This is a genomic window from Amphibacillus sp. Q70, from assembly GCF_052055485.1.
Lineage (GTDB): Bacteria > Bacillota > Bacilli > Bacillales > Amphibacillaceae > Amphibacillus.
In genome coordinates this window covers 439,549-464,933 of the sequence record NZ_CP197171.1, presented here as the reverse complement: position 1 = coordinate 464,933, position 25,385 = coordinate 439,549, and the positions used below count along the sequence as shown (strand labels likewise).

23 protein-coding genes and 1 pseudogene are annotated in these 25,385 nt (G+C 36.7%); 19 read left to right on the top strand and 5 right to left on the bottom strand.

The annotated features are described in order from the left end of the window. The 12 genes from ACS127_RS02055 (at window position 1) to ACS127_RS02000 (ending at window position 9,588) form a co-directional block, all read left to right on the top strand. Window positions 1–1,023 (top strand): LolA family protein, encoded by a 1,023-nt coding sequence (locus ACS127_RS02055; RefSeq protein WP_440896807.1) that lies wholly within the window; start codon window positions 1–3, stop codon window positions 1,021–1,023. A gap of 982 nt (window positions 1,024–2,005) precedes the next feature. Then, window positions 2,006–3,124, top strand: coding sequence for an alanine racemase (alr, locus tag ACS127_RS02050; protein ID WP_440896806.1), 1,119 nt, complete (start codon window positions 2,006–2,008; stop codon window positions 3,122–3,124). Window positions 3,125–3,356: 232 nt separating this feature from the next. After that, entirely contained in the window at window positions 3,357–3,620 is a 264-nt protein-coding gene (locus tag ACS127_RS02045; protein ID WP_440898056.1) for an antitoxin, read from the top strand. Between the two features lie 4 nt (window positions 3,621–3,624). Then, window positions 3,625–3,975 (top strand): type II toxin-antitoxin system PemK/MazF family toxin, encoded by a 351-nt coding sequence (locus ACS127_RS02040; protein WP_440896805.1) that lies wholly within the window; start codon window positions 3,625–3,627, stop codon window positions 3,973–3,975. 443 nt (window positions 3,976–4,418) lie between these two features. Then, window positions 4,419–5,288 carry an RsbT co-antagonist protein RsbRA gene (locus ACS127_RS02035; RefSeq protein ID WP_440896804.1) on the top strand — a complete coding sequence of 290 codons (870 nt, stop codon included), beginning with the start codon at window positions 4,419–4,421 and terminating at the stop codon, window positions 5,286–5,288. Between the two features lie 4 nt (window positions 5,289–5,292). Next, window positions 5,293–5,649, top strand: coding sequence for an STAS domain-containing protein (locus tag ACS127_RS02030; protein ID WP_440896803.1), 357 nt, complete (start codon window positions 5,293–5,295; stop codon window positions 5,647–5,649). Window positions 5,650–5,651: 2 nt separating this feature from the next. Continuing rightward, complete coding sequence (locus ACS127_RS02025; protein ID WP_440896802.1) at window positions 5,652–6,053, top strand: anti-sigma regulatory factor; 402 nt, start codon at window positions 5,652–5,654, stop codon at window positions 6,051–6,053. Window positions 6,054–6,070: 17 nt separating this feature from the next. Next, entirely contained in the window at window positions 6,071–7,081 is a 1,011-nt protein-coding gene (locus ACS127_RS02020) for a PP2C family protein-serine/threonine phosphatase (RefSeq protein WP_440896801.1), read from the top strand. A gap of 338 nt (window positions 7,082–7,419) precedes the next feature. Next, window positions 7,420–7,755, top strand: coding sequence for an STAS domain-containing protein (locus ACS127_RS02015; RefSeq protein ID WP_440896799.1), 336 nt, complete (start codon window positions 7,420–7,422; stop codon window positions 7,753–7,755). After that, window positions 7,756–8,232 carry an anti-sigma B factor RsbW gene (rsbW, locus tag ACS127_RS02010; protein ID WP_440896798.1) on the top strand — a complete coding sequence of 159 codons (477 nt, stop codon included), beginning with the start codon at window positions 7,756–7,758 and terminating at the stop codon, window positions 8,230–8,232. Continuing rightward, window positions 8,204–8,995, top strand: a complete 792-nt coding sequence (gene sigB / locus ACS127_RS02005; RefSeq protein ID WP_440896797.1) for an RNA polymerase sigma factor SigB — start codon at window positions 8,204–8,206, stop codon at window positions 8,993–8,995. Before rsbW ends, sigB begins: the two co-directional genes overlap by 29 nt. Next, window positions 8,995–9,588 carry an indirect negative regulator of sigma-B activity gene (locus ACS127_RS02000; protein WP_440896796.1) on the top strand — a complete coding sequence of 198 codons (594 nt, stop codon included), beginning with the start codon at window positions 8,995–8,997 and terminating at the stop codon, window positions 9,586–9,588. Before sigB ends, ACS127_RS02000 begins: the two co-directional genes overlap by 1 nt. 300 nt (window positions 9,589–9,888) lie before the next feature. Here ACS127_RS02000 and ACS127_RS01995 read toward each other — a convergent pair whose 3' ends face one another. The 3 genes from ACS127_RS01995 to ACS127_RS01985 form a co-directional block, all read right to left on the bottom strand. Beyond that, window positions 9,889–10,308 (bottom strand): GFA family protein, encoded by a 420-nt coding sequence (locus ACS127_RS01995; protein ID WP_440896795.1) that lies wholly within the window; start codon window positions 10,306–10,308, stop codon window positions 9,889–9,891. Between the two features lie 121 nt (window positions 10,309–10,429). Further along, window positions 10,430–10,882: a VOC family protein gene (locus ACS127_RS01990; protein ID WP_440896794.1), complete on the bottom strand. Its 453-nt coding sequence runs from the start codon at window positions 10,880–10,882 to the stop codon at window positions 10,430–10,432. A 68-nt stretch (window positions 10,883–10,950) separates the two neighbouring features. Then, on the bottom strand, window positions 10,951–11,733 hold the full coding sequence (locus ACS127_RS01985; protein ID WP_440896793.1) for a helix-turn-helix transcriptional regulator: 783 nt from the start codon (window positions 11,731–11,733) through the stop codon (window positions 10,951–10,953). A 639-nt stretch (window positions 11,734–12,372) separates the two neighbouring features. Between ACS127_RS01985 and ACS127_RS01980 the strand changes: the two genes are divergently transcribed. Further along, complete coding sequence (locus tag ACS127_RS01980) at window positions 12,373–14,544, top strand: Tex family protein (protein WP_440896792.1); 2,172 nt, start codon at window positions 12,373–12,375, stop codon at window positions 14,542–14,544. A gap of 109 nt (window positions 14,545–14,653) precedes the next feature. Here the strand turns inward: ACS127_RS01980 and ACS127_RS01975 are convergent, their stop codons facing one another. After that, window positions 14,654–16,255, bottom strand: a complete 1,602-nt coding sequence (locus ACS127_RS01975) for a PucR family transcriptional regulator (RefSeq protein WP_440896791.1) — start codon at window positions 16,253–16,255, stop codon at window positions 14,654–14,656. Window positions 16,256–16,427: 172 nt separating this feature from the next. Between ACS127_RS01975 and ACS127_RS01970 the strand changes: the two genes are divergently transcribed. Further along, on the top strand, window positions 16,428–18,053 hold the full coding sequence (locus ACS127_RS01970; protein WP_440896790.1) for an L-lactate permease: 1,626 nt from the start codon (window positions 16,428–16,430) through the stop codon (window positions 18,051–18,053). Window positions 18,054–18,265: 212 nt separating this feature from the next. After that, window positions 18,266–19,339 carry a PTS transporter subunit IIC gene (locus ACS127_RS01965; RefSeq protein WP_440896789.1) on the top strand — a complete coding sequence of 358 codons (1,074 nt, stop codon included), beginning with the start codon at window positions 18,266–18,268 and terminating at the stop codon, window positions 19,337–19,339. Between the two features lie 73 nt (window positions 19,340–19,412). Here the strand turns inward: ACS127_RS01965 and ACS127_RS01960 are convergent, their stop codons facing one another. Continuing rightward, the gene (locus ACS127_RS01960; protein WP_440896788.1) at window positions 19,413–20,255 is read right to left on the bottom strand and encodes an alpha/beta hydrolase; all 843 of its coding nucleotides are present in this window, start codon (window positions 20,253–20,255) and stop codon (window positions 19,413–19,415) included. 201 nt (window positions 20,256–20,456) lie between these two features. Here ACS127_RS01960 and fdrA point away from each other — a divergent pair. The 4 genes and pseudogenes from fdrA to arcC form a co-directional block, all read left to right on the top strand. Further along, window positions 20,457–22,175: pseudogene (gene fdrA, locus ACS127_RS01955) on the top strand (acyl-CoA synthetase FdrA); the annotation flags it as partial. An 18-nt stretch (window positions 22,176–22,193) separates the two neighbouring features. Next, entirely contained in the window at window positions 22,194–23,456 is a 1,263-nt protein-coding gene (locus tag ACS127_RS01950) for a DUF1116 domain-containing protein (RefSeq protein WP_440898055.1), read from the top strand. Beyond that, window positions 23,456–24,307, top strand: coding sequence for an oxamate carbamoyltransferase subunit AllH family protein (locus tag ACS127_RS01945; protein ID WP_440896787.1), 852 nt, complete (start codon window positions 23,456–23,458; stop codon window positions 24,305–24,307). The genes ACS127_RS01950 and ACS127_RS01945 overlap by 1 nt, the downstream gene beginning before the upstream one ends. Continuing rightward, a complete protein-coding gene (gene arcC, locus ACS127_RS01940; protein WP_440896786.1) occupies window positions 24,304–25,236 on the top strand; it encodes a carbamate kinase in 933 nt (310 codons plus the stop codon). The genes ACS127_RS01945 and arcC overlap by 4 nt, the downstream gene beginning before the upstream one ends. The last annotated feature ends 149 nt before the right edge of the window (window positions 25,237–25,385 follow it).

Sequence of the window (25,385 nt, the reverse complement as noted above, 5' to 3'; positions counted from 1 at the left end):
ATGAACAGAATGATCAGGATGAGTCTCATTCTTTTCTCAATCTTCATAATAGCTGGTTGTGGTGAAGCCTCACAAGAAAAAGTCACTAAAGATCTAGAGGAAACGCTGACAGAATTAGAGAGCTACCAGACCCAAGCGACGATGGATATGTTTACTGGCGAGACGACACAAAATTATCAGATTGATTTGGCTTATCAAGCCGATAACTATTATCGAGTATTTATGCACAACCAAGAAGATGAGGAAGGTAGTCAAATCATCTTGAAAAATGATGAAGGTGTCTTTGTTTTAACACCAGCACTTAATAAAAGTTTCAGATTCCAAAGTGATTGGCCGTCTAACGCTAGTCAACCTTATCTATATCATTCTTTAGTTTCAGATGTATTGAATGATGAACAAGCTGAATTCGCCGTAATAGATGATTACTACGTTTTTACAACAGAAACCAATTATCAGCAAAATCAAGCCTTACCAACACAAGAGGTTTACTTTGATCAAAAAACATTAACCCCTTATTTGGTGAAAATTTATGATCCAGATCACAATGTGGTTGTTGAAGTGACCTTCGAACCTTTTGAACTAGGTGCTGAATTTGAAGCTGATTACTTTGAAGTCGATGCTAATTTAACAAGTAGCCTTCTTAGTTTACCTGTTAGCTCAATGGAAGAACAGGCCAATCAAGCGGATTTTTCTATTCGGTACCCAAGTGTAACATTAGCTAGTGAGCTTGTAGATACTTCGGAATTTGATTTAGAAGATGGTAGACGTGTTGTTTTAACTTATGAGGGTGAGAATGATTTTACAATCGTTCAAGAAGTAAAGACGACAGAAATGGCTGCTTTTAGACAGCCCGAATGGTCAATGGGAAGCCCTGCCCATATTGGTGCAAATGTCGGAGCAATGACAGATCATTCGTTATCATGGTCAGAAAACGGAATCGACTATTATTTAGCTAGCGATTCCTTAACCGATGATGAAATGATTCAAGTGGCTCAATCTATCGCGATAGAAATAGAAAAATAATACATTTAAAAGCAGATACTATTAGAGGATCTGCTTTTTGTTTTTGCCTAGGAAATTTGCTGGTGTTGCCTAAACCTTTCTAATCACACAAGTATCAATTAACTAATAATACCCATTAACATAGGTACTATAGCTTAAAATGATTATATCATCAATTTTACATATTAGACCTATATTTATGTTTAATTTTGGATAATAAAGACCCGTGTTCTAGTCATTGTCAAGTTTTATTGAAAAGGTTTAGAGTAAGCAAACTTAGACTTGCTCTGTCATGTATTCATTTGACATTCCTTGACATGAGTTTTATTTTTTTATGCAACGGCAATGTCATGACTTAATGAAAAAGGAAGCTATAGCAAAATGTATGTTGTACATCTTGTGGCAGCTTCTTTTTTGTGTCATCTAATCGATTGTATGATCATCATTTGTGTGAATATTGTAAGCTCGTTCACATGTTTAGTCCTCTTCTAGAAAGCTAAGTAGAGAGTACCCCTATCCGGTGTTTCAAGGAAAATATCAAGCTCAATTGTCGGATAGATCCTTCTATCCCTCAATTCAAACGAAGATTCAAGCTAAAATGTCGAATAGAACCCTTCTATCCATCGTTTCAAATGAAATCTCAAGTCTAACTGTCGAATAGAGCCCTTCTATCCATCGTTTCAAATGAAATCTCAAGTCCAACTGTCGAGTAGAGCCCTTCTATCCATCGTTTCAAATGAAATCTCAAGTCCAACTGTCGAGTAGAGCCCTTCTATCCATCGTTTCAAATGAAATCTCAAGTCCAACTGTCGAATAGACCCCTTCTATCCATCATTTTAAACAAAATCTCAAATCAAACTGTTGAATAAAGCCCTTCTATCCTGTATTTCAGTTGAATAGGCTATTTTACTGTTTGTTTTGGTCAAGTTGATCATTAACGAATTTGACAGTGAGCCAAAATAAATTGATAATGTTGAGTAAGAAAAAAAGTGGAGGCAACAAAATGAAATCAACAAGCTATCGACCCGCGAAAATTGAGATTAACTTATCCGCCATAAAAGCTAACATTCAGCAACTTCAACTACAACTAGGCAAGGATACACAAGTGATTGCGGTCGTAAAGGCAAATGGATATGGTCATGGAGATATTCAAGTAGCGAAGACAGCGCTTGAAGCTGGAGCGACGAGTTTGGCCGTTGCTTTGCTAGATGAGGCGGTTAAACTTCGGAAAGCAGGTATTAAAGCTCCGATTCTCGTGTTGGGCTGGGTTGCACCTGAATTTATCGAAATAGCGATTGAATATGATATCACACTCACTGTTTTTCAAGTCAATTGGCTAAATGAATATTATCATCAGGCTTCAGACTCGAAAAAGCTTTCCATTCATATAAAATTGGATACAGGAATGGGTAGAATTGGGATTCGAACGATGGATGAGCTTGAACAGTTCCTCGAAAATATAAATGAAAAATATCTTGATGTGACAGGTGTGTTTACGCACTTTGCAACAGCTGATGAAGAAAGCCTTGATTACTATCGACTACAATTGCAGCGATTTGCGCCAATGTTAGAGAAGATTAAAGAACGAATTAATCAGGATATTTTTGTTCATATTGGTAATAGCGCTGCCGCCCTACGCCAAGAGAGTTGTCTGTTTAATGCTGTTCGATTTGGGATTGGAATGTATGGTCTTTACCCATCGCAATATATAGAGAAAAACCGACCTTTTAAGCTAGAGCCTGCGTTATCAATAAAAGCAAAACTTACCCATGTCAAAAAAATCTCAGCTGGAGAAGCGATTAGCTATGGAGCAACTTATCGAGCTGAGGAGGAAGAATGGATTGGGACAATCCCTATAGGGTATGGAGATGGTATTCAGCGGAAGTGGCAAGGGTTAGATGTTTTAATTGACGGAAAAAGAATGCCTTTAATTGGACGAATATGTATGGATCAATGTATGGTCAGGCTTGATCACGCATATCCTATGGGTACAGAGGTTACATTTATCGGTGGGCAAGGAAATGAAAGGATTAGTCTTGAAGAAATTGCTCTGCAATTGGATACCATTAATTATGAATTGGCTTGTCTATTTACAGAAAGACTACCACGATTTTATTATTGACTAATTCTATCGAAATAGAGTAGTATTGATTATTATTTTGCCCCGAACAAGCTTAAACACCCAATTTTAATCATAAAATTTTTGACAAAGCTAATGACAAGTGACATGGACGAAAATATATTAAAAAACTATCAAAAATGCCTTTGCAAGCATGTCTGACAAATGATATGATAAAAGGGACTATATGAATGGGCATATAATTGTGGTGGAGGTGGATGTTTTGTCAAGTAACATGGAAGAGGTTGTTGTGAAATTACCAGAGAACCTACTAAATGAAGTGAAAGATCTTTTAGAAGAAGAAGAGAAAGAACTAAGTGATCTTATCCTTCAAGCAACCAAGTCTTATGTGCAGAACAAAAAAGAACAACATATTCGTGAATCAATGCAAAGAGGCTATATGGAAATGGCTAAAATTAACCTTAATATTGCTTCAGAATCTTTTTTAGCTGAAGAGGAGGCAGAAATCACCTTAGAGCGCTTAGTGGGCGGGGTGTGATGGCTTGATCGTTAAAAGAGGCGAAGTATATTTCGCTGATCTTTCTCCAGTTGTTGGCTCAGAGCAAGGTGGTGTTCGGCCTGTGTTAGTTATCCAAAATAATATAGGTAACCGTTTTAGCCCCACTGTGATTGTCGCAGCAATTACCGCTCAAATACAAAAGGCAAAATTACCAACACATGTGGAAATTAAAGCGGATAAATATGGATTTGAACGTGATTCAGTTATTTTACTTGAACAAATACGGACAATAGATAAGCAACGATTAACAGATAAAATTACCCAATTGGATGGTCAGATGATGGATAATATTGATAACGCTTTAGAAATTAGTCTAGGCTTGACCAATATTTAATTTAGATATAGAAAGTAGTTAAAGCGCTTGTTGATAAATAGTGACAAGGGCTTTTCGTTGTATTAGCATTAAAATAATTGAAGTAATGATTTGTGAAAATAGTTTTTTAATACATTTAGTGTTAAATTAAAATGGTGTGAAGTTTATTCCGCATTAGGTATCAGTAACTGCTTTCGATGGGACGAGTAATTGCACGAAGGAAGGTTACAGTAAAAATACACCGCAAGAATAAGTGTTATTCTTATACTGAGTTCCAAAGGAGCCTCTTCGATAAAGCGGAAGTTTTTTGGATGTCAATTATAAGAAAAAAAGGATCTCGAATTAAGAATCCAATGTCATGTGGAAATATCGAAGTCCGCACATTCCTATGCGAGTAAAGGAAGGACAAAAGTGAGTGTTTTTAATCAAATTAAAAAAATGAAAAGGTAAAGGTGGTTATCATATTGCCAAATCGAGTAAATCAAATCATTATTAATAATAGTGATATCATTATTAAAAATTGGTTAGAGATCGTTTCAGAAAAACGAAAAAGTGAGTATACTTCCACGATTTCTGAAGAACTATTTCAAAGTACCAATCGTGAATTCGTCAATGTTATTTTCAAGAGCTTAGATGAAGCAAGATTAACGACAGATATAGAAGATTTCTCTGAACGACTTGTCAATTTAGGGTGGCCGCTATCTTATCTAACAGATGGTTTAACCACTTTTCGTCGGGTTGTTTTTGATTTTATTCTAAGTCAAGATGATCAGATTGATACTGAATATTTTTCAATTATATTAGCTAAAGTGAATGATTGGGTTGATCCCATCATCAATAAGCTTGTTAATGAGTTTTCAGGTAACTGGGAACATACTGTTTCCTTACAACGTGTTGCTTTACAGGAATTATCAGCACCGCTCATTCCTGTTATGGAAAATATCACAATCATGCCGTTAATTGGAACTATTGATACAGATCGCGCGAAATTAATTATGGAAAATCTGCTCGAAGGAGTTATTAAGCATAATGCTGAGGTTGTTTTAATTGATATAACGGGTGTTCCCGTTGTAGATACAATGGTTGCCCATCATATTATTCAAGCGGCAGAAGCGGTACGATTGATCGGCTCTAATTGTATTTTAGTAGGAATACGACCAGAAATTGCACAAACAATTGTCAATTTAGGTATTGATTTAACGAGATTTCCAACTCGCTCATCCCTGCGCAAAGGATTCACAACAGCATTAGAGTTGACTGGAAGAAAAATTGTTCGAGAAAATGGCAGTGAAGAAATTATCGAAGATATGATGAAATCAGTAGAGGAGGGGTGATCTTTTGCGTATTCCAATTTTAAAACTACAAAATTATTTACTTATCTCGATTCAAATTGATTTAGATGATCAAACAGCGATTCAATTTCAAGAAGACTTACTAAATGAAATTTATAAGAGTGGTGCGAAAGGCGTTGTCATTGACTTAACCTCTGTTGATATTATTGATTCCTTTATTGCGAAAGTGTTAGGTGATGTGGTGACCATGTCAGATTTGATGGGGGCAAGAGTAGTTTTAACAGGTATTCAACCTGCAGTGGCAATGACCCTGATTGAATTAGGTATTCATATGCAAGATGTTCAAACGGCATTGAACTTGGAACAAGGTTTGACCAAACTTCGTCAGGAACTGGAGGGGTAATTATGAACTTCAAACCTTGTGTGAACATATGTAAAGAATGGGATATAGTTGGAGCACGACAGCTTGGCAGAGAGCATGCCAAAAAGTTAGGTTTTAGTACAGTAGACCAGGCAAGGATTGCTACAGCTATTTCCGAACTATCAAGAAATATTTATTTGTATGCTAAAACAGGAAAAGTCTGTTTTGAAGTTATTGATCAAATAGATCAAAAAGGTTTGAAAATAATTGCCGTTGATGATGGCCCGGGTATTCGAGATATTAGTCAAGTCATGCAAGATGGATATTCTACTTCAGGAGGATTAGGTGCTGGATTGCCAGGAGTAAAACGTCTAATGGACCATTTTGAAATTCAGTCAAATGATGAAGATGGGACGGAGATAGAAACAATAAAATGGGTTAGATAATGGGATGGAGTGTGTTCATGGAATCAACCAAACTCGATTTAGATAATTATCGTCAATTATTAAAAGAATATTTATTAACAAAGAACGAAACAGCTCTATATCATGCTGAGCAATTTAGTAGATTATCAGTACAACATAATATTTCACCAGAAGAAATGATCCATATTCATATTGAGGCACTTAAAGATTTATACCCTGAACTTCCTAGAGAAGTAAGTGATTCATTAAACTTTTTACTTGAGGCGATGATATCTTATGGTCTCGCTTTACAAGAGAATCACGTTTTAAGAGAAAAACAATCGGAACTTGAGTCTGAAATCTCAGTAGCAGCAAATATGCAGAAGACACTATTATCTACAGTCAAACCAGCTATTCAAGGGTTAGATATTGGAGCAATCAGTGTTCCAGCTAATCATATGAATGGTGATTATTATCATTTTGTTACGAACAAAGAGAACAAATTAGGTATTGCCCTTGCAGATGTGATAGGTAAGGGTATCCCTGCAGCATTAGCGATGTCTATGATTAAATATTCCATGGATAGTTTTCCAGAAAGTCAGCAGGATCCCCAAGCTATTTTAGAAAACCTAAATCGTGTAGTGGAACGAAACGTCGATCCAAGTATGTTTATTACGATGTTTTATGGATTATATAATCCTGAAAATGAAACTTTCTCTTATGCTTCTGCTGGCCATGAGCCTTGTTTTTATTATCATGCACATAACAATGCATTTGAAGAAATTCAGGCCCCCGGCTTAGTACTAGGTGTTAAGGAAGATACGGTATATCAGCAATTTGTCCGCAAAGTTGAAAAAGGTGATTGTTTAATTTTGTTAACGGATGGTGTGACAGAGTGTCGTGTAGGTGATCGCTTTGTTGAATGTGATGAAGTTTTGCAAGTGATAAACAACTATATTCACCTGCCAGCTCAAGAAGCTGTAGAACATGTTTTTCATTATTTTGAGAAGCTTCAGGATTTTCATTTACGTGATGATTTCACATTGATTATCATAAAAAAAGAAGTTTAATTGATTGGGTGTTGGGGAAGTACATAAAGTGAATCTTTAAATTAATGGAGTCTAAGGTTGCAAAATCTAGGTGATGTTGTAGTCATGGATTGCAGCTAATTGGCTTAAAACATTGAAGTAACATCTTGCAGTATTTTGCAATTATTCAACCCAGCAGAATTTGTAGATCAGCAGTTACTCGTCCCAGCAAAAGTATTTGCTAGATGAACCCATCGAGTTTTCCTAACTGCTAATACCCTACCTATCATGTTTGAATTTTACCCGTATTTTTAAAGTGGGGGACATACAATCAGTTAACCTGTGATAAATTAATTGGATAGTAGAAGGGAAGAGAATTAATGAAAATTAATTTGGATGTAGAACTTATCGAGCAAGGCCCTGTAAAGACCTTAGTTCTTTCAGGTGAAATTGACGCATATACAGCCCCGGTTTTGAAAGAGTCATTGCTGCCACTAACTCAGCAAGCAGAAGGAGAAATTATTGTTGATTTAAATAATGTGAGTTATATGGATAGTACGGGACTGGGTGTTTTTATTAGTGCTTTAAAGTCATCAAAAGAACACTCGTCATCATTCAAGCTTGTTCATCTTCAAGAACGAGTGTCACGACTGTTTAAAATTACCGGTTTAGACAGTATTATTGCGATTGATACAACAGTACGAGGTGAAAATTAAATGAAACATTTTGATTTTATTGAAATGAGATTACCTGCAAAATCAGAATATGTTGGTGTGATCCGATTAAGTGTTTCAGGTATTGCTAACCGAATGGGGTTTAGCTATGAAGAGATTGAAGATTTAAAAGTGGCAATCTCTGAGGCAATGACGAATGCAACAACACATGCCTATGCTGAACATGAAGATGGTGAAGTAACAATTGGCTTTGGTGTCTACCCAGATCGTTTGGAAGTCATGGTTGCCGATCGTGGAGGAAGTTTCGATTTAGCGGAGATTAAAAAGCAAATCGGTCCTTATCAACAATCAGAACGAATTGAAAATCTACGAGAAGGTGGATTTGGTTTATTTTTAATCGATGCTTTGATGGACAAAGTTGAGATTAGTAATGACTATGGTGTGATTGTTTTAATGACTAAAAAACTTCCGACAAATGAGGTGGAAATAGATGACGACCAAATCTCAACCACACAATAATCGTGAGGATGAGGTTTACCAATGGATACAGCACCTTCAGGAGAATCCAAAGGATGAGGAAATTCAGGAGAAGATTGTTTTAACTTATCAAGATCTTGTTCGTTCTATTGCGAGGAAATATGCAAAAAATAACTCAATTCATGAAGATCTTGTACAAGTAGGAATGCTTGGGTTATTGGCCGCAATTAGAAGGTATGATCCAACCTTAGGTAAATCATTTGAATCATTCGCAATACCGACTATTATTGGAGAGATAAAGCGATTTATCCGTGATAAAACGTGGAGTGTTCATGTACCACGTCGTATCAAAGAGCTAGGACCAAAGATCAAAAAAGCAACAGAGCACTTAACAACAAAAAATCAGCATTCACCATCTGTCGGAGATATCGCTAACTATTTAGATGTAACAGAAGAAGAAGTACTGGAAACGATGGAGATGGGACAGAGCTATAAAGCTTTGTCAGTCGATAAAAAAATTGAAGCTGATTCAGATGGAAGTACAGTATCCATTCTTGATTTAATCGGAGACCAAGACGACGGTTTTGAAAAAACTGATTTACGTCTTGTATTAGAAAAAGTTCTGCCCATATTATCAGAACGTGAACAAAAAGTCTTACAATATACTTATTTTGAGAATATGAGCCAAAAAGAAGCGGGAGAAATGCTTGATATATCTCAAATGCATGTTTCTCGGATCCAACGCCGTGCTCTATTAAAATTAAGAGAAGCTCTACAAGCGGATGGTTTGGGAGTAACAGACTAATGAATAAAATGAATGCGATTGATATTGCCGTCTATCAAAAGGAGAAAAAAGGAAACTATAGCTGTGGTGATAGTTATTATTACTATCAAGATGATGATTTCTTCCTTTGTGCTTTGGCTGATGGTTTAGGCAGTGGAGATATGGCGCGTGATTCATCCCAAGCAGTCATGAATGTGATTAAGGCTGATCCTTTGCTGGCAACATCAGAGATCATTAAGCTGAGCAATCAAGCCCTTATCGGAAAACGTGGCGTTGTTTTAGGCATCCTTAAACTGGATTTAAGAAGTTTAGAATATACTTATGCTTCCATTGGAAACATTGGTTTAATGACGATTACATCTGAGGGGATCAAGAAGAGAAATATCCCCATGTCCGGTTATTTAGGTGTTTATCCACGTCAAACTAAAGAGATAAGGGGAAAGTTTAAAAAAAGTATGCTGTTTGTTTTATTTTCAGATGGTGTGATGCCAAAAGATTTGACACATAGCTTATTTCAAAAGCAAAGTTCAGTAGAAATTACCGATGCTTTTGCAGAGCAAATGGATCAAAATCGAGAAGATGATACAACACTTATTGTGATTAAATTTAAATAAAGCTCTATGATAATCATGATTATCATAGAGCTTTATTTATATAGCCATGGTAAATAAAAAATGGCCAAAGAAATTAGACTAAGAGCATGAAATGTCTTGTTTAATATTAGAAAAACTCACTTTCGCTCGTCCTATTGAGCGAAGGAGGTAGTTTTTATTATACAGGAGGCATTAAAGTTTCTACTCCATCGAATAGCTGCTGAGCTGAAATTTTATTCTCTTCTAACGTGCGAAAAAAGAAGCTTCTCTAATTGAGCAAGCTTCTTGAGAAAACTATATTCAAAAAAATAAATTTACAAACTATTCATTAGCTAATTTTTCTGTATCATTTGCAAAAGAGTAATGACTAAGCTTAGATAAACAAAATAGTTCTGCTTCAAAATTCACATTGGTAAGAATATCACGGAATAACTCTATATTTAAAGAGATCGTTGGGCGTGTTTTTGAACGATAAAAAAGCTGAGTTCCGCAATAACTACAAAAGCCACGTTCTCCAGTGTCTGACGACTCAAATATTGTTATTTTTCCCCAATCCGAACAGGTTACAGTATCCATATTTAAACTATGATTCCGAAATGATGGACCACCACTAATTGTTCTACACGTGTCGCAATGGCAGGTATGAACTCTTTGAGATAATTCATCTACAACAAATTCGACTTGACCACACAAGCAATTTCCTTTAGCTTGTTTTAAAGTATTCGTTTCTTGAATTACCATTCGCCTAATCACTCCTTCCAGATTTAGTTTATAGGATTTTTAATGACTTTTATTGAAACGTTGTAAAAGAACCTATTCTAATATTGTATAGAAAGTGGTATCGTATTAAAAATAATTCATCTCAAGTTAATGATTCTGGTCCTTCTCTCATATCAGGATGTTCCGTAATGATTTGCCATTCGATACCGAATTTATCCTTTACTTGTCCCATTGCTGGGCTGAAGCTGGATTCCTGCAGAGCCATCGTTTCCTCTCCATCCACTAACAAGGCAGAAAATAGTCTCCTTGCATCAGAAACCTCTTTTACGTCAATCATAATGGTAATTGTTGACCCCTGCTTCATCGTTTGACCGGGTAATGTGTCGGCGAGCATCAGCTGTGACTGTCCAATATTTAAATGTGCGTGCATGACGTTATTTTCATAACCTTCAGGTATATGATGATCAAACTCCTGTGGCCAATCTTTTAACAGTTCACGACTTTCAATGTCTGCATCAAATACATTTGTGTAAAAATCAATGGCTTCATTTGCTTTTCCATCCAACAGTAGATAAGGAGTTAATTGAATATTCATTGTGTTGCCTTCCTTCCATTGTGATTTTTTATAAGTAAAGTATGTCATGTTTAGTAAGGAAATACTTCTTATCGATTGCGGAGATGAAATGTATCTACTAATAATTTTGGTAAATTGATTAAAATAGGTGGATCTTCTGGTAGGGGTTCTCTTAGATAAACATCAATTTGTTTCATTGAATCCTTAGGAAAACGAAGAGGATAGTCTGCTTTCCCACGCAAACAATCGTCCAAAATAAAGTAACGTAATGGATTGCGTGTCTTTTCAATCGAACAGGCAAGTAAATAGTATTGCCCATCTGGAATATGGATGAACGTGTGACTGGATTGTGTAATTAAAGCTGTACCTACAATGGGTTTATGGTTAGGGATTGAACTGTTAAATAAGCCGACAAAGGTAATGCTTGCTTTGTAATCTTCCGGATAATGGATGGTTACAGAAAGTTGATTATTATCTTCTGATGGTTTCTTTTGAACATAATAATTTGCAGCATCTTTTTGATCATCATACTTTTTCGCTAAATGGTAAAGTGATTCCACCTGATTCTTGTATTCGCGAGGAGACATTCCCGTTTTTTTCGCAAATGCTGTTGAGAATGTTCCGAGACTTGAAAAACCAGAATCAAAACTTGAGTCTGTTATCGAGCGTTTGTTTTGAAGGAGTTCTTGTTTGGCATGTTCGATTTTAAGTGAAGAAAGGTAGTCAGCAGCAGAAAAGCCAGTCAACTTTTTAAATTCTCGACTAAAGTGAAACTTGCTATATCCAAAATGAGCAGCAATTTCTTCAATGGTTACTTCTTCAAACGCACGATCTTTCATATGCACAAGAATGTTTGGAATTATCTCTTTCATTTGGAAAAACTCCCTTCGATAAAACGCTCCCGTTCCACTTTTATACGTTAGAAAAGTATAAAATCTTAGTGAAAGGATTATTCTATGAAGCAGAAATTTTAAAGGTCTAAGTATAAGTAAGACTAACATTTCCACTCAAGAAAATGAGGTTTCTAATTGATAACGAGTTAAAGGCTACTTTTCATTTATCACAGATAACCGTCCGTAAAACTCGGGGCAACAATGGGTTTCGATGGGGCGAGTAACCGCAAACATCTGCATGACCTACGTCCTGTAGGCCTAACTCCCACTGATTGAAGTTTCGTTTTATCCTGCTTTATGATTCAAATATACAGAAATTATCTTCGTTTTATAAAATGATTTTATCATAAAAGTAATAACATTTCTTAAGTAAACTGGCTAAATAAAGATTTAAATATATTTCTTCACCAATGTCATTTTACAATCAGAAAGGCTAAGGTTTTCCTAATGATTATTTTGATCAAAGACCCCTAGATGGGATATGTTCATGACTTTTCCATGAAAATATGCCTATTCATTATCGGGACGAATCAAGGTTCCAACCTCTATTAGTCATTTCAATGTGCGGAAACTGAGTTTATTTGATAAAATAAGGTGGAAAGATAGGAGGAACATAAAATGGAAGCAGAATTTAATCAAGATCAACTTATTGCAGATGTAGCTAAAAAAGTATCGATAAATGTGAAAGTCATTAAAGAAGTGATTGATTTATTAGAGGAAGGTAATACGGTTCCCTTTATTGCTCGATACCGAAAAGAGCAAACAGGTGGATTAGATGAGGTTCAGATTAAAGATATTGAGGACCAATGGGGTTATGCTTTACAATTAGCTGGGCGTAAGGAAGAAGTCATTCGTCTCATTGATGAACAGGGGAAATTGACCCCTGAATTGAAAAGGGAGATCGAGCAGGCTGAACAGCTTCAACGTGTAGAAGACCTCTACCGACCCTACAAACAAAAGAGACGAACAAGAGCTACGAAGGCTAAAGAAAAAGGGTTAGAACCATTAGCCAAATTAATTTGGGAACAACAAATTACGGATTTGGACACAACAGCAGAGGAATTTCTGTCAGAAGAGCATGACTTAACAGAGCTTGAGGATGTGTTGGTAGGAGCGAATGATATTATTGCTGAATGGATTTCAGATGAAGCAAGCTATCGTGAATACATAAGAAAGCAAATACATCAACAAGGTACGATCACATCAACTGTTAAAGATGCGTCATTAGATGAAAAACAAGTTTATGAAATGTACTATGACTATTCTGAACCTGTAAAAACAGTGGTTTCGCATCGTATTTTAGCGATGAACCGTGGTGAAAAAGAGAAAGTGATTCGAATTCATATTGCTGCACCTATTGAAATAAGCCTTAGCTATTTGGAACGAAAAATCATTGACCAGAAAACGACAGAGCAAGTACAAGACTTTCTTAAAAAATCAATTGAAGACAGTTACAAACGCTTGATTCAACCAGCGATAGAACGAGAGATTCGGACATCGCTTACTGAAATGGCTGAGGAAAAAGCGATCGAGATATTCTCAATGAACTTAAAGAATCTGTTACTTCAACCCCCGTTAAAAAAACAAACAATCTTAGGGATTGATCCTGCCTTTCGAACAGGATGTAAATTAGCAGTGATTGATGAGACCGGGCGAATGAAAGCTGTTGATGTTATTTACCCGACTGCTCCTAGAAATGATATTGCGGGAGCCGGTAAAAAAGTCAAGCAATTTATTGCAGACTATGCTGTTGACCTAATTGCGATTGGAAATGGAACAGCATCTCGAGAAACAGAACAATTTGTTGCTGATTTAATTAATGATGAGAAATTAACGACCCCTTATTTGATCGTTAATGAAGCGGGTGCAAGTGTTTACTCTGCTTCGAAATTGGCGAGAGAGGAATTTCCAGATCTACAAGTCGAGGAGCGTAGTGCCGTTTCGATTGCAAGGCGTGTACAAGATCCATTAGCTGAACTAGTGAAGATTGATCCGAAATCAATTGGTGTTGGACAGTATCAGCATGATGTTAGTCAGAAAAAGCTGACTGAGTCATTGACTTTTGTCGTTGAAACAGCTGTTAATCAGGTTGGTGTGAATGTGAATACAGCGTCTGTTTCATTATTACAGTATGTATCTGGTTTGAGTAAAACCGTTGCCAATAATATTGTTAAACAGCGTGAAGAGTTGGGAACATTCAGTACGCGGAAAGAGTTAGAAAGTATACCAAGGTTAGGGAAAAAAACCTATCAACAAAGTATCGGCTTTCTACGAATTACAGATGGTGGGGAACCTTTAGATCGAACGCCTATTCACCCGGAGAGCTACCAAGAGACTGAACAATTATTAAGAATGATTGACTGCGAAAAAACAGATTTGGGGACAGAAAAATTACAACAAAAATTAGCAGAGTTAAACCTGTCAGAAGTAGCCAATCGGTTGGCTGTCGGTGAACCCACTCTTCAAGATATAGTTGAAGCCTTGAGTCGACCTGAGCGTGATTTGCGTGACGATTTACCCAAACCGTTACTGAAGAAAAATGTTCTGTCAATGGAAGACTTAAAACCAGGATTAGAGCTTCAAGGAACGGTCAGAAATGTTGTTGATTTCGGTATTTTTGTTGATATTGGTGTTAAGCAAGATGGTTTAGTTCATATTTCGAAAATGTCAAAACGCTTTGTCAAGCACCCGATGGATATCGTAGCTGTTGGAGATGTGATTACTGTCTGGGTTGTTGATGTTGATCTACAAAAAGAGCGTATTGCTTTAACAATGGTTAAAGAAGATTAAAAGTCATAACCTTAGTAAGATAAATTAACTGCAAGCCATTCGTTTACCAAAAATGAATGGCTTGCAGTTTTGTTGTCATTTAAGATATTAAAGATGAGCTCATATTTGGTCATTTCCGCATCAACTTTATTAATCGTAAGCCAATATTGATTTGAAGCAGCCACTCCGGGTCATGAAAATCGAGATCGATAATTTTTTTAATTTTATTGATTCGATAACGAACGGTTTTTGGATGAACAAAAAGTCGATCACCGGTTTCTTTATAGTTTTGATTCGTATCTAAGAAAGTTCTTAATGTATCAGTAAGGTCGGAGTCTACCCGTTCTAATTCTTTGATTGCATCGGGAATATACTCAATTAATTGTTTATGACTGTCTTGATTCACGAATAATTTGAAGACACCGATATCTTTATAAGATAAGACCCCGTCCTCTTCCAACCAAGTCATAACCTTTATGATATCTTTTGTTTGTTGATAGAGCTGACTAATATGAAAGATATCGCCAACTTGACTAATACCTATTTTCATTTGGTTTAATTCTATATTAGTCACTTTAACAGCTTGTTTAAAGAGTGATTCCATGTAAGGCTTGATATCACTTTTTTCTTCAATAATTAGAATCATTTTATTTTTCCTCATCAGATAAGCGTAATTAAATTGAGCTTGTTCAAGTTGCCCCGTTACATACAACCTTAAATGATGGTTCTGTTTTTGCTTGATTCCCTGTTCCTTTATCTTATTATCGTATGAAATAGAGACGACATGATAATTAAGTTGTGTCGCTAATTTTAACAATTTTATCTTCTCGAGTATTTCTTCTTGACTTTCAACACGAGCATGGAGAATGTCAGACATAATATCATTTTTATATGAAAAATCATTTTGGGTAATTGCATAACGTTTCAATAACTCTAATTGCAAGAAACTGACTGTACTTTCAATAATCATATATACTTCTTCATCAAGTGTCTGGTCTGTCTCATGGACAATAAGTTGATAAGGCACAGCATTTATGTTGGGAATATCTATTTTTAAAATAGAATAATTCTTTTGCTCTTGTTCTTGGTAAGTCACTTTATGGCGAGTATAGTGACAGTTCATATAGCGTTCTTTTACAAAAGATAACGTTTTCATTTCCTGGTAAGTTTGATAATCTTCATCGGTGTGGATGGCCCTTTGATTAAGCTGATTAATTAACGAGACAGGACAATGAATTAATTCTTTTAATGTGAGTAATGTTTCTGATAGTTTTGGCTCTTTTAAAGCTAGCTTATTTAACTTGGTATGTGTTTGATAGTAGATGTTTAATAATTTGAGATTTTTATTGATTAATTCAGTCATGACTTCAACAAGAATGGGTTCATATTGAACGGATTTAGAAATTTTGATCAACGGAAGTTCCAACTGCTCACAAAAGGTAATAATATGTGGTGGAATTTGAGAAATTAATCGATCCATTTTAATAACTAAAGCAGCTATTCCACAGTCATTCATTTTTTCAAGCAATGTTTGAATTTCTTCAAGGGTCAAATTTTGAAAAGCAAAGAAGCTGCTGAGGAGTACCTGACCAGATCTGCCCCATAATTCTATATCAGGTCCCTCTAAGACCATAATACTTGAAACATGTCGATGGTTGAACTTAGCAGGTGTAATTAGCTTAGCTTTAGCAAATGAGGAAAGTGATAGCATTTTTTCTACATTTAGACGCATTGAATGCACTCCTTATCTCGTGAAGATAAATTCTTATTGTTTTTTTAGTTAATAACGTCAATGACTGTCATATTTATAGTTACTATACTTAGTATAACAAGAATAATAGGATGAGTGTTAACTCATTTACTCAATTAATAGACAATAGGATTCTTTTTGGGGAGGCATAATGATGGCATTACCTATCACATTACCTTTTTGGTTGCTTAGTATTTTACCGATCGTTTTATTATTAATCTTAATGATTCCATTGAAATGGGGAGTATTAAAGGCCGCACCTATCACATTACTTACAACCCTCTTGGTTAGCTTGATATTTTTTCGAACAGATCTAATGATCATATCTAGTGAACTATTAAAAGGATTATGGAATGCGGTTAGTATTGTACTCGTTATTTTTACCGCGATCATGCTTTATCAGGTGAGTGCTGAGGGGAAAGCATTCGTTACATTGACTAGTCTGTTTAAAAAAATTGCTCCAAATGAATTAATTCGAGTTCTGCTTATTGGTGTTGTATTTGCCAGTTTTCTACAGGGTGTGACTGGGTTTGGGGTGCCGATTTTGGTTACAGCTCCTTTACTTATGAAGGTCGGGGTCAAGCCCTTGTGGTCTGTTGTGATTCCTTTACTTGGTCATAGTTGGGCAGGAACCTTTGGGACACTAGCGTTGGCTTGGGAAGCGTTAATTCTTCAAACTGGGACGGGCGATCCGCAGTTCATCATAGAAACGGCTTTCTATGCGTCTGTATTTCTTTCCATTTTAACATTGATCTATATGTCGGTCATTGTTTATTTTTATGGGAAATGGACAGCTATTAAACAATCATTTATTGCGATGGCTGTGATTGCCGTAACATTAGGTGGCGGTCAAATTACTTTTGCCCTTATTAAACCAGAGTTAGCGGCATTTATTCCAAGTGCTCTATCGCTTCTTTTTTTAATTCTATTATCTAATAGTCGCTTATATAATCGAGATTGGAAATTAGAAAATAGCTCGATTATGAATCGGCACTCTAATTCGATGACGACAACGGAAAAGGAAACCATGACGACTCATCAGGCCTTGTTATCTTACTATTTGGTCACAGTTATTGCCCTAGTCGTGCTGCTAATTCCTTTTATTAATCAGCCGTTAAGTCAAATTGATTTTGGTCCTGCTTTTTCCGAAACAGTGACTGGCTATAATGTGGTCAATCCAGCTGTTGAAAATTATTCGCCAATTGCCCCTTTTACAAATGCTAGTGCTTTTCTTCTTTTGGCATCATTACTGACGTATTATTATTATCGTAAAAAGAAGCTTATACCCAATCCAGTATTAATAAATCTATTAAAGCAGTCAGGGAGAAAAGCTTTGTCACCAAGTGTTGCCGTTATATGTTTGTTGGCGATTTCAAGAGTGATGGCTGGATCAGGACTTACGATTGTAATGGCAGAAGGAATTGCTAATGTACTCGGTGAATTTTATGTGGGCTTAGCTCCTTTTATTGGTCTATTGGGGACATTTATAACAGGGAGTAATATGTCTTCGAATATCTTATTTGGTGACTTTCAGTTTTTAACTGCTGATTTTGTTGGATTGAATCGTGCGGCAGTGGTAGGGGCTCAAACAACAGGTGGTGGAATTGGAACAGCTATTGCGCCAGGGAATATCACGTTAGGAACTTCAACGGTCGGCATCTTAGGGAAAGAAGGAAAAGTGCTCTCAATCATTCTTCCGATTGCTATAGCTGTTGCTGTTATATTTGGCTTGTTTATGCTAGTTGATCACTTTGTTATTGCTCAGTTTTTTAGTCTTTAAGGTAAAATAATGGCTGATTTTTTTCCTATACTGGCTAATGAAATACAGCAGAGTGGCTGTTAAAGTAGTATTAAATAATGAACTTTCACAGCCACTACCACATCAACATAGTAGGAGGGAAACCATCGATTTTAACTTTAAATCAATAATTTTGAAAACGCTATCCTATGAATTTATGATTACAAATCTATCTTTAGAAAGAAGGTATTAAGATGGCTGAGCAAAATGATAAAAACAAAGAAGAAGTTAAACAAGGAAAATTTAAAAGTTTTTTAAAGCGTAAAGATATTGAAATTAGTTTTCATCGATATTTAATTGATGCACTATCATACATGGCATTAGGTTTATTCGCTACGTTGATCACAGGTGTTATTTTTGAAACGGTTGGTGGATTTTTAAATATCCCTTATCTTGAATCGACATTAGCTGACGCAGCTAAAGGAGTAGCAGGACCAGGTATTGCTTTAGCGGTTGCGTATGGTCTAAAGGCGCCACCACTTGTTTTGTTTTCAACTGTTATATCTGGTTTTGTAGGTAATGAGCTGGGTGGTCCTGTTGGCGCCTTTGTAGCTGCGGTTGTCGGTACCGAGTTCGGGAAAGTGGTTTCTAAAGAAACACCTGTTGATGTGGTCGTGACTCCAGCGGTTACAGCTATAACGGGATCTCTTATCGGTTCATTGATCGGTCCAGGCATCAATAGCTTTATGGTCGGGCTCGGTGAGATTATTAATAGAGCAACAGAGCTACAACCTATTCCGATGGGCATATTAGTGGCCGCTCTTATGGGGATCACCCTTACCTTACCGATCAGTTCAACGGCGATTGCCATTATGATTGCGATTGCCGGTCCAGCTTCAGGTGCAGCAGTCGTTGGTGGTTGTGCACAATGTATTGGCTTTGGTATTCAAAGTCTAAGAGAAAATGGCTGGGGCGGCTTTATCACGCAAGGATTGGGTTCACCAATGATCCAAGTTGGTAATATTATGAGAAAACCAATCGTCTTCGTCCCCCCCATACTCACAGGGATGATACTCGGACCGTTTGTAACAACGATCTTTAGAATGGAAAGTATTTCTGCAGCAGCAGGTACTGGAACGTCTGGTCTTGTTGCACCATTGGGTGCTTTAGCACAAATGACTGATGCGGGCTACCCTCAAGCGACGATTTGGATTAGAATTATTATTTTCTGTTTTGTTGCACCAGCTATTATTACATGGTTAATATCAGAATTGTTTAGAAAATTTGGTTGGATTAAATATGGTGATCTAAAATTAGAAGATATTTAAGTGATGTTATTTGTTTCAAAATAAGCACTGCCTAGAAAATTTAGGCAGCGCTTATTTTTCATTCAGAGTGTTGTTATTTTGTTAACCAATCGATTAACTGATTATAAGCGGTTTTTGCAGAGTGATGGTGAGGAATTCTGTCAAAGTCATGCTCACCGTATTCTAGTGTGTATAATCTGTTTTTAGAAATATGTGCATTTAGTGTTTTCGCAAAGGAATAAGGCACATCCTGATCTTGTTTACTCTGGGCAATAAAGGTTTCTGGTAGTTGCTGCAAATCTTTTTCAGTGAGTTCAAACTCAGAGATTTGATGGCTTGGATCAATTAGAAAGTCTAGCCATTGTCCGGTTTGACGGGCATATAGATAGATTAAAAAGCGCTTTTGAATAGGTCCATCCACTAACATTTTATTTGTAATCATGCGTGAAATGACTGATTTTGGTACTTCCTTGAACTGATTATAATATTGACTTGGCGTTGTAAAGGCTTGTGTATTCAGTAGATGATAGCCATAGAACAAAATCAGTTTGTCTGGTTGGATTAAGGTTTCCTTCGCTGTAAGTAATAGAGCTAAATAAGCACCTGCTGAACGTCCGAATAAGATGTATCTTTGTGATGAGATCCTTAATAAGTCGCGATAGTGGGTCAAAAACCAATCAATTGATTGCCTTAGATAATGGATAATTGTAGGGAGTTTTGATTCTGGCGCCAGTGGGTAATCAACGGTTATGACATGAAAACCATTAGCCAAAAATTGCTCAATATATTCTTTCGGCAGATCATCACGATTACCATAGATCAATCCACCTCCGTGTAAATAAATAATCGTTTGGCTAGCAGTACTGCACTTGCTTTTATAGAAGCTAATGTTTAAATTGAGTGATTCATTAGTTGTATAGGTAAATACTTCTTTCATCTTTGAGAGGCTCCTTAATAGAGAATTATTATTTAAGTTAGCATAATTGATTGGCTTTTGTATAGCAAAAAAGATCTAAGCTTACTTTTTTATCCGTTAAGGAAAAAAACCGTAGTTAACTTTATCTATTGACGTAGATGTATCCGTTTTCCAAAGCTTTTATAATAAATGTATTAAATCTAATACTTGGAGGCGTTATAAGTGCTCTACTGTGAAATAAAAAAGAATAGTTATCAAGATTCTATTAACCTCATGCTTCTAACAAATTCAGTTAGTGAAATTGAGGGTGTTGAGAAAGCGCAAGTGATGATGGGAACCCCTGCAAACAAAGATATTTTGAAAGAGGCTTCACTTTTTAACGAAGAGGCAGACGCTGCAACGGGTAACGATATTATTATTGCACTTGAAACAGAAGACGAGTCGGTTGTCGAACAGGTGTTAGAAGAAGTCGACACATTTTTAAGTGATTTATCAGTCAAAAAAGATTCAAAGGATGTTAAAGAGGTCAATAATTGGAAGGATGGTTTAGCAGCCCAAGCAGATGCGAATGTAGCATTAATTTCTATTCCTGGTGAGTACGCAGCTAAAGAAATTGAACGGGCTATTGATGAGGGACTTCATGCATTTGTATTTAGTGATAACGTATCCCTTGAAGATGAAGTTAGATTGAAGAAAAAGGCTCATGAAAAGGGACTGCTTTTAATGGGACCTGATTCAGGGACTGGTATTATTTCAAATACGCCAATGGCATTTACTAATGTTATTAAACCAGGAAATATTGGAGTAGTGGCTGCTGCGGGGACAGGTATTCAAGAAGTGACAACGATTATTGATCGTCTCGGAGGTGGCGTTAGTCATGCCATTGGGACAGGCGGTCGTGATTTGTCGGAAGAGGTTGGTGCGATTACCATGCTTGATGCCCTGGCAGGCTTAGCAGTCCATGATCCAACCGATGTGCTTGTTGTTATTTCAAAGCCACCAGCAAAAGAAGTGCGAGATCAAGTTGTTGAGCATTTGCATAGTATTGATAAACCAGTTGTTGCTATCTTTGTTGGTGAGAATCCAACCCAACATGAGGGTGATGTATATCTTGCTCACACATTAGAAGAAACAGCAAGAATAGCTGTTGATTTGGCAAATGGAAAAGAGGTCAAAGCCAATTACCAACAAAAAGCAGAATTCTCACAACAAGCATTAGCTGGAAACAAGACGATTAAAGGTTTGTATTCGGGAGGAACGTTAGCCTCTGAAGCGGGTATGCTCATCTCTGAAGCGTTAGATACAGGCGGATTAATTAAAGAAGAAGGCTATGTGTTAAAAGCAGAAGGAAATGAAGTAGTTGATTTAGGGGATGATTTATATACACAAGGGAAACCACATCCAATGATTGACCCAGCGATTCGAAAAGAAAAAATCATCGAGAGTGCTAATGATGAACAAACAGGTGTCATTCTTTTTGATGTTGTGTTAGGTTATGGTTCTCATCCAGATATGGCTGGAGCCCTAAAACCTGTAATTGAAGAGGCCAAACAAATAGCTGAAGAAAATAAGCGGGACCTTAAATTTGTTGCCACGGTTTGCGGGACAAACCAAGATCCACAAGACTATAATGAGGCTGTTCAAACTTTAGAGAATATGGGTGTTTTTGTTAAAGAAAGCAATGCTCAAGCGATTGATTTAGCCCTTCAATTTATTGGCTATGATTGGCATGAAAAAGATAAATACAGAGATGATTACAAGTCCGAAAAAATAACTTTACCTGAAGTGAGTGAAGATATACAATTACTATTAAATAAAAAGCCAAGTATTATCAATGTTGGTTTAGAAAGTTTTGGTCAAGTTGTCGAAGATCATGGCGGTTCTTCGGTTCAATTTAATTGGAAACCGATAGCTGGTGGTGATCCTAAGTTAATCAAAATTCTTGATCAGCTCAGCCAAATGGATGAAATCAACGTGCAAAATCAGCGTGTGATTGAAAAATTAAAAGGTGCAGAGCCCTTTTTGGTAGATGTGGTTCCAGCTCACACCGTTATACCTGAGTTAAATGACAAAGTTCTCTTACATGCAGGACCACCGATTCGCTATGAGGAGATGACAGGTCCGATGCAAGGATCTTGTATGGGTGCCGCATTATTTGAAGGTTGGGCGGATACTGAAGAAGAAGTGACAGCTATGCTAGAAAAAGGTGAGATTACCTTTATCCCTTGTCACCATGTAAATGCTGTTGGCCCGATGGGCGGGATTACTTCTAAGAATATGCCTGTACTAGTCGTTGAAAATAGAGAGAATGGTAATCGTGCTTATTGTACGATGAATGAAGGCATTGGGAAAGTGCTTCGATTTGGTGCTTATTCTCAAGAAGTTGTTGACCGACTCAAATGGATGAAGAATGTGTTAGGACCAACGTTAAGCCAAACAATTAAAGAAATGGATGACGGAATTAACCTAAATGTTATTGTAGCTAAAGCAATCACAATGGGAGATGAGTTTCACCAGCGAAACATTGCAGCAAGTTTGCTATTCCTAAAAGAAGTGGCACCAGGAATTCTAGCATTAGATGGTGTTGATTTATCAATTAAAGAAGAAGTTGTCCAATTTTTGGCGGACACAGATCAATTTTTCCTAAATGTCATGATGGCAAGTGGTAAAGCAACAGTTGATGGAGCGCGTCGAGTGGAAGAAGGAACGATTGTCACTACGTTAACAAGAAACGGTAAGGATTTTGGTATCCGAGTCAGTGGGTTAGGTGATCAGTGGTTTACAGCTCCTGTTAATTTACCAAGAGGCTTGTATTTTACTGGCTTTACTGAGGAAGATGGTAACCCGGATATCGGCGATAGTGCGATCACTGAAACGATTGGTGTTGGTGGGGTTGCTATGATTGCAGCTCCTGGAGTAACTCGCTTTGTAGGCGCAGGAGGCTTTGAGGACGCTTTGGAGACAAGTGATGAAATGATGCAAATATATGTCGAGCACAATCCAAATTATAGTATCCCTACTTGGGACTTTAAGGGTGCCCCACTAGGAATCGATATTAGGAAAGTTGTTGAAACAGGTATTACACCGATTATTAATACAGGTATTGCTCATAAACAAGCTGGAGTTGGTCAGGTTGGAGCAGGGACAGTCCGTGCCCCACTTGCCTGTTTCGAGAAAGCACTTGTCGCATATGCCGAATCGATCGGACTAGATATCGATTAATGTTACTAAGCATACTAAATGGGACGAAAAGCAATTTTTTGTCCCTTTTTTTCAGACAAAAATTAGCTGTAGGTTATGTCAAACAAGTATTTAAACACAGTTTAAATATTAAAATCGGTGAGCAACTCATTCACATTGGTAGCTTTAAGCAACCCTTATCATCATATGGCATACAAATTAATGAGCTGGATTGTCACCGAATAATTGAGGCCGTTCAACCGAAAGATCGTGTTAGATTAAAACAAAATCAATTAATGATTTATACTGAAATAGGATTCATTGGACTCGAACTCCAATTATTTAATGAAAAAAATTTAAAGTTAGATAAAAATAAGCAGATATCTGTAGAAGAGCTACAACACAGCCGACTGACTTTAAATAAGTTTGAAGCAAGGATAAATGAAGGCTCCGGTCTCATTCAATCCAATATAGATCCATTTGTGTTAGCCGGCTTAACAAAATACGATCACATTGAACAACTTGTCTTACAAGTTCGTTATTTACTCGGAAGAGGTATTGGACTGACTCCAACGGGAGATGACATTCTATATGGCTATACACTTGTACGGCTGTTATGTCATCATGCAGAAGATTTATTAACTGTACTTCAAGCTGAATTAAAGCAAATAAGGACAACTGAGGTAAGTTATTACTACTTAATTACTTTAATAGAGGGTTTTGTAAGTGAACAAGCTTTCTATTTAGAACAAATTCTTTTTACACATGATCTAATAGATCTGGAGCACATAATTGATAAATTTGTCAGTTATGGTCACACATCGGGGTTTGATTTACTAATCGGCTTCTTATGTGGACTTGACTATATATTAACTAATGAGGTGAAAGTATGACAAAGAAGATAGTTGTAGCATTAGGGGGAAATGCGATTTTATCGGATGATGCCAGTGCAGAATCACAACAAGTTGCATTGAAACAGACGGCAGAACGATTGGTCCCTTTAATTGAACAAGGTAATGAATTAATTATTTCTCACGGGAACGGACCACAAGTTGGAAATTTACTTTTACAACAAATGGCTGCTGACTCACCAGACAATCCAGCCCTTCCATTAGACACGTGTGTAGCTATGACACAAGGTAGTATTGGCTATTGGCTCCAGCAAGCAATGAGAGACGCCTTAAAGAAAAGGGGAATAGAGAAGGAAGTGGCCACGTTATTAACACAAGCAGTGGTTAGTAAGGAAGATCCTGCATTTACCAATCCAACAAAACCAATTGGCCCTTTTCTAAGCGAAGAAGAGAAAGATCAACAAAGTAGTGGTGACACTTATATAGAAGATTCAGGAAGGGGTTGGAGAAAAGTTGTCCCTTCACCCAAACCGATTAGTATTAGTGAAGCATCTCTCATTAATAAGTTAGTCGATTCTGGAGTTGTTACGGTTGCGGCAGGTGGTGGAGGTATACCTGTTACAATGGATAATGATCAGACAGAAGGAGTCGAGGCGGTAATTGATAAAGATTTAGCTTCGGAGAAATTAGCAGAGTTAATTGATGCGGATGTCTTTATTATTTTAACAGCGGTCGACCATGTTTTTGTTAATTACAACCAACCTAATCAAAAGAAACTAACGCATGTAACTGTAGAAGAATTGAAACAATATATTAAAGAAAATCAATTTGCACCAGGTAGTATGCTTCCTAAAGTTGAAGCGGCAATAGAATTTGTTGAACATTCAGAGAAAAATAATACAACAATTATTACTTCACTGGATAATGTCGAGAATATCTTTTCTGAACAAACTGGAACGCATGTCCAGTAAAGGAAACAAGCCCATAATGTTGAGCGTTATGGGCTTGATTTATATGTTATGAAAGTATAAAATTCTAGTAACTGCTTTCGATAGGTGAGTTATTGCAACTAAAATCTCAACGACTTACATCAATATTTTTGTACTGAATAATGTACTAA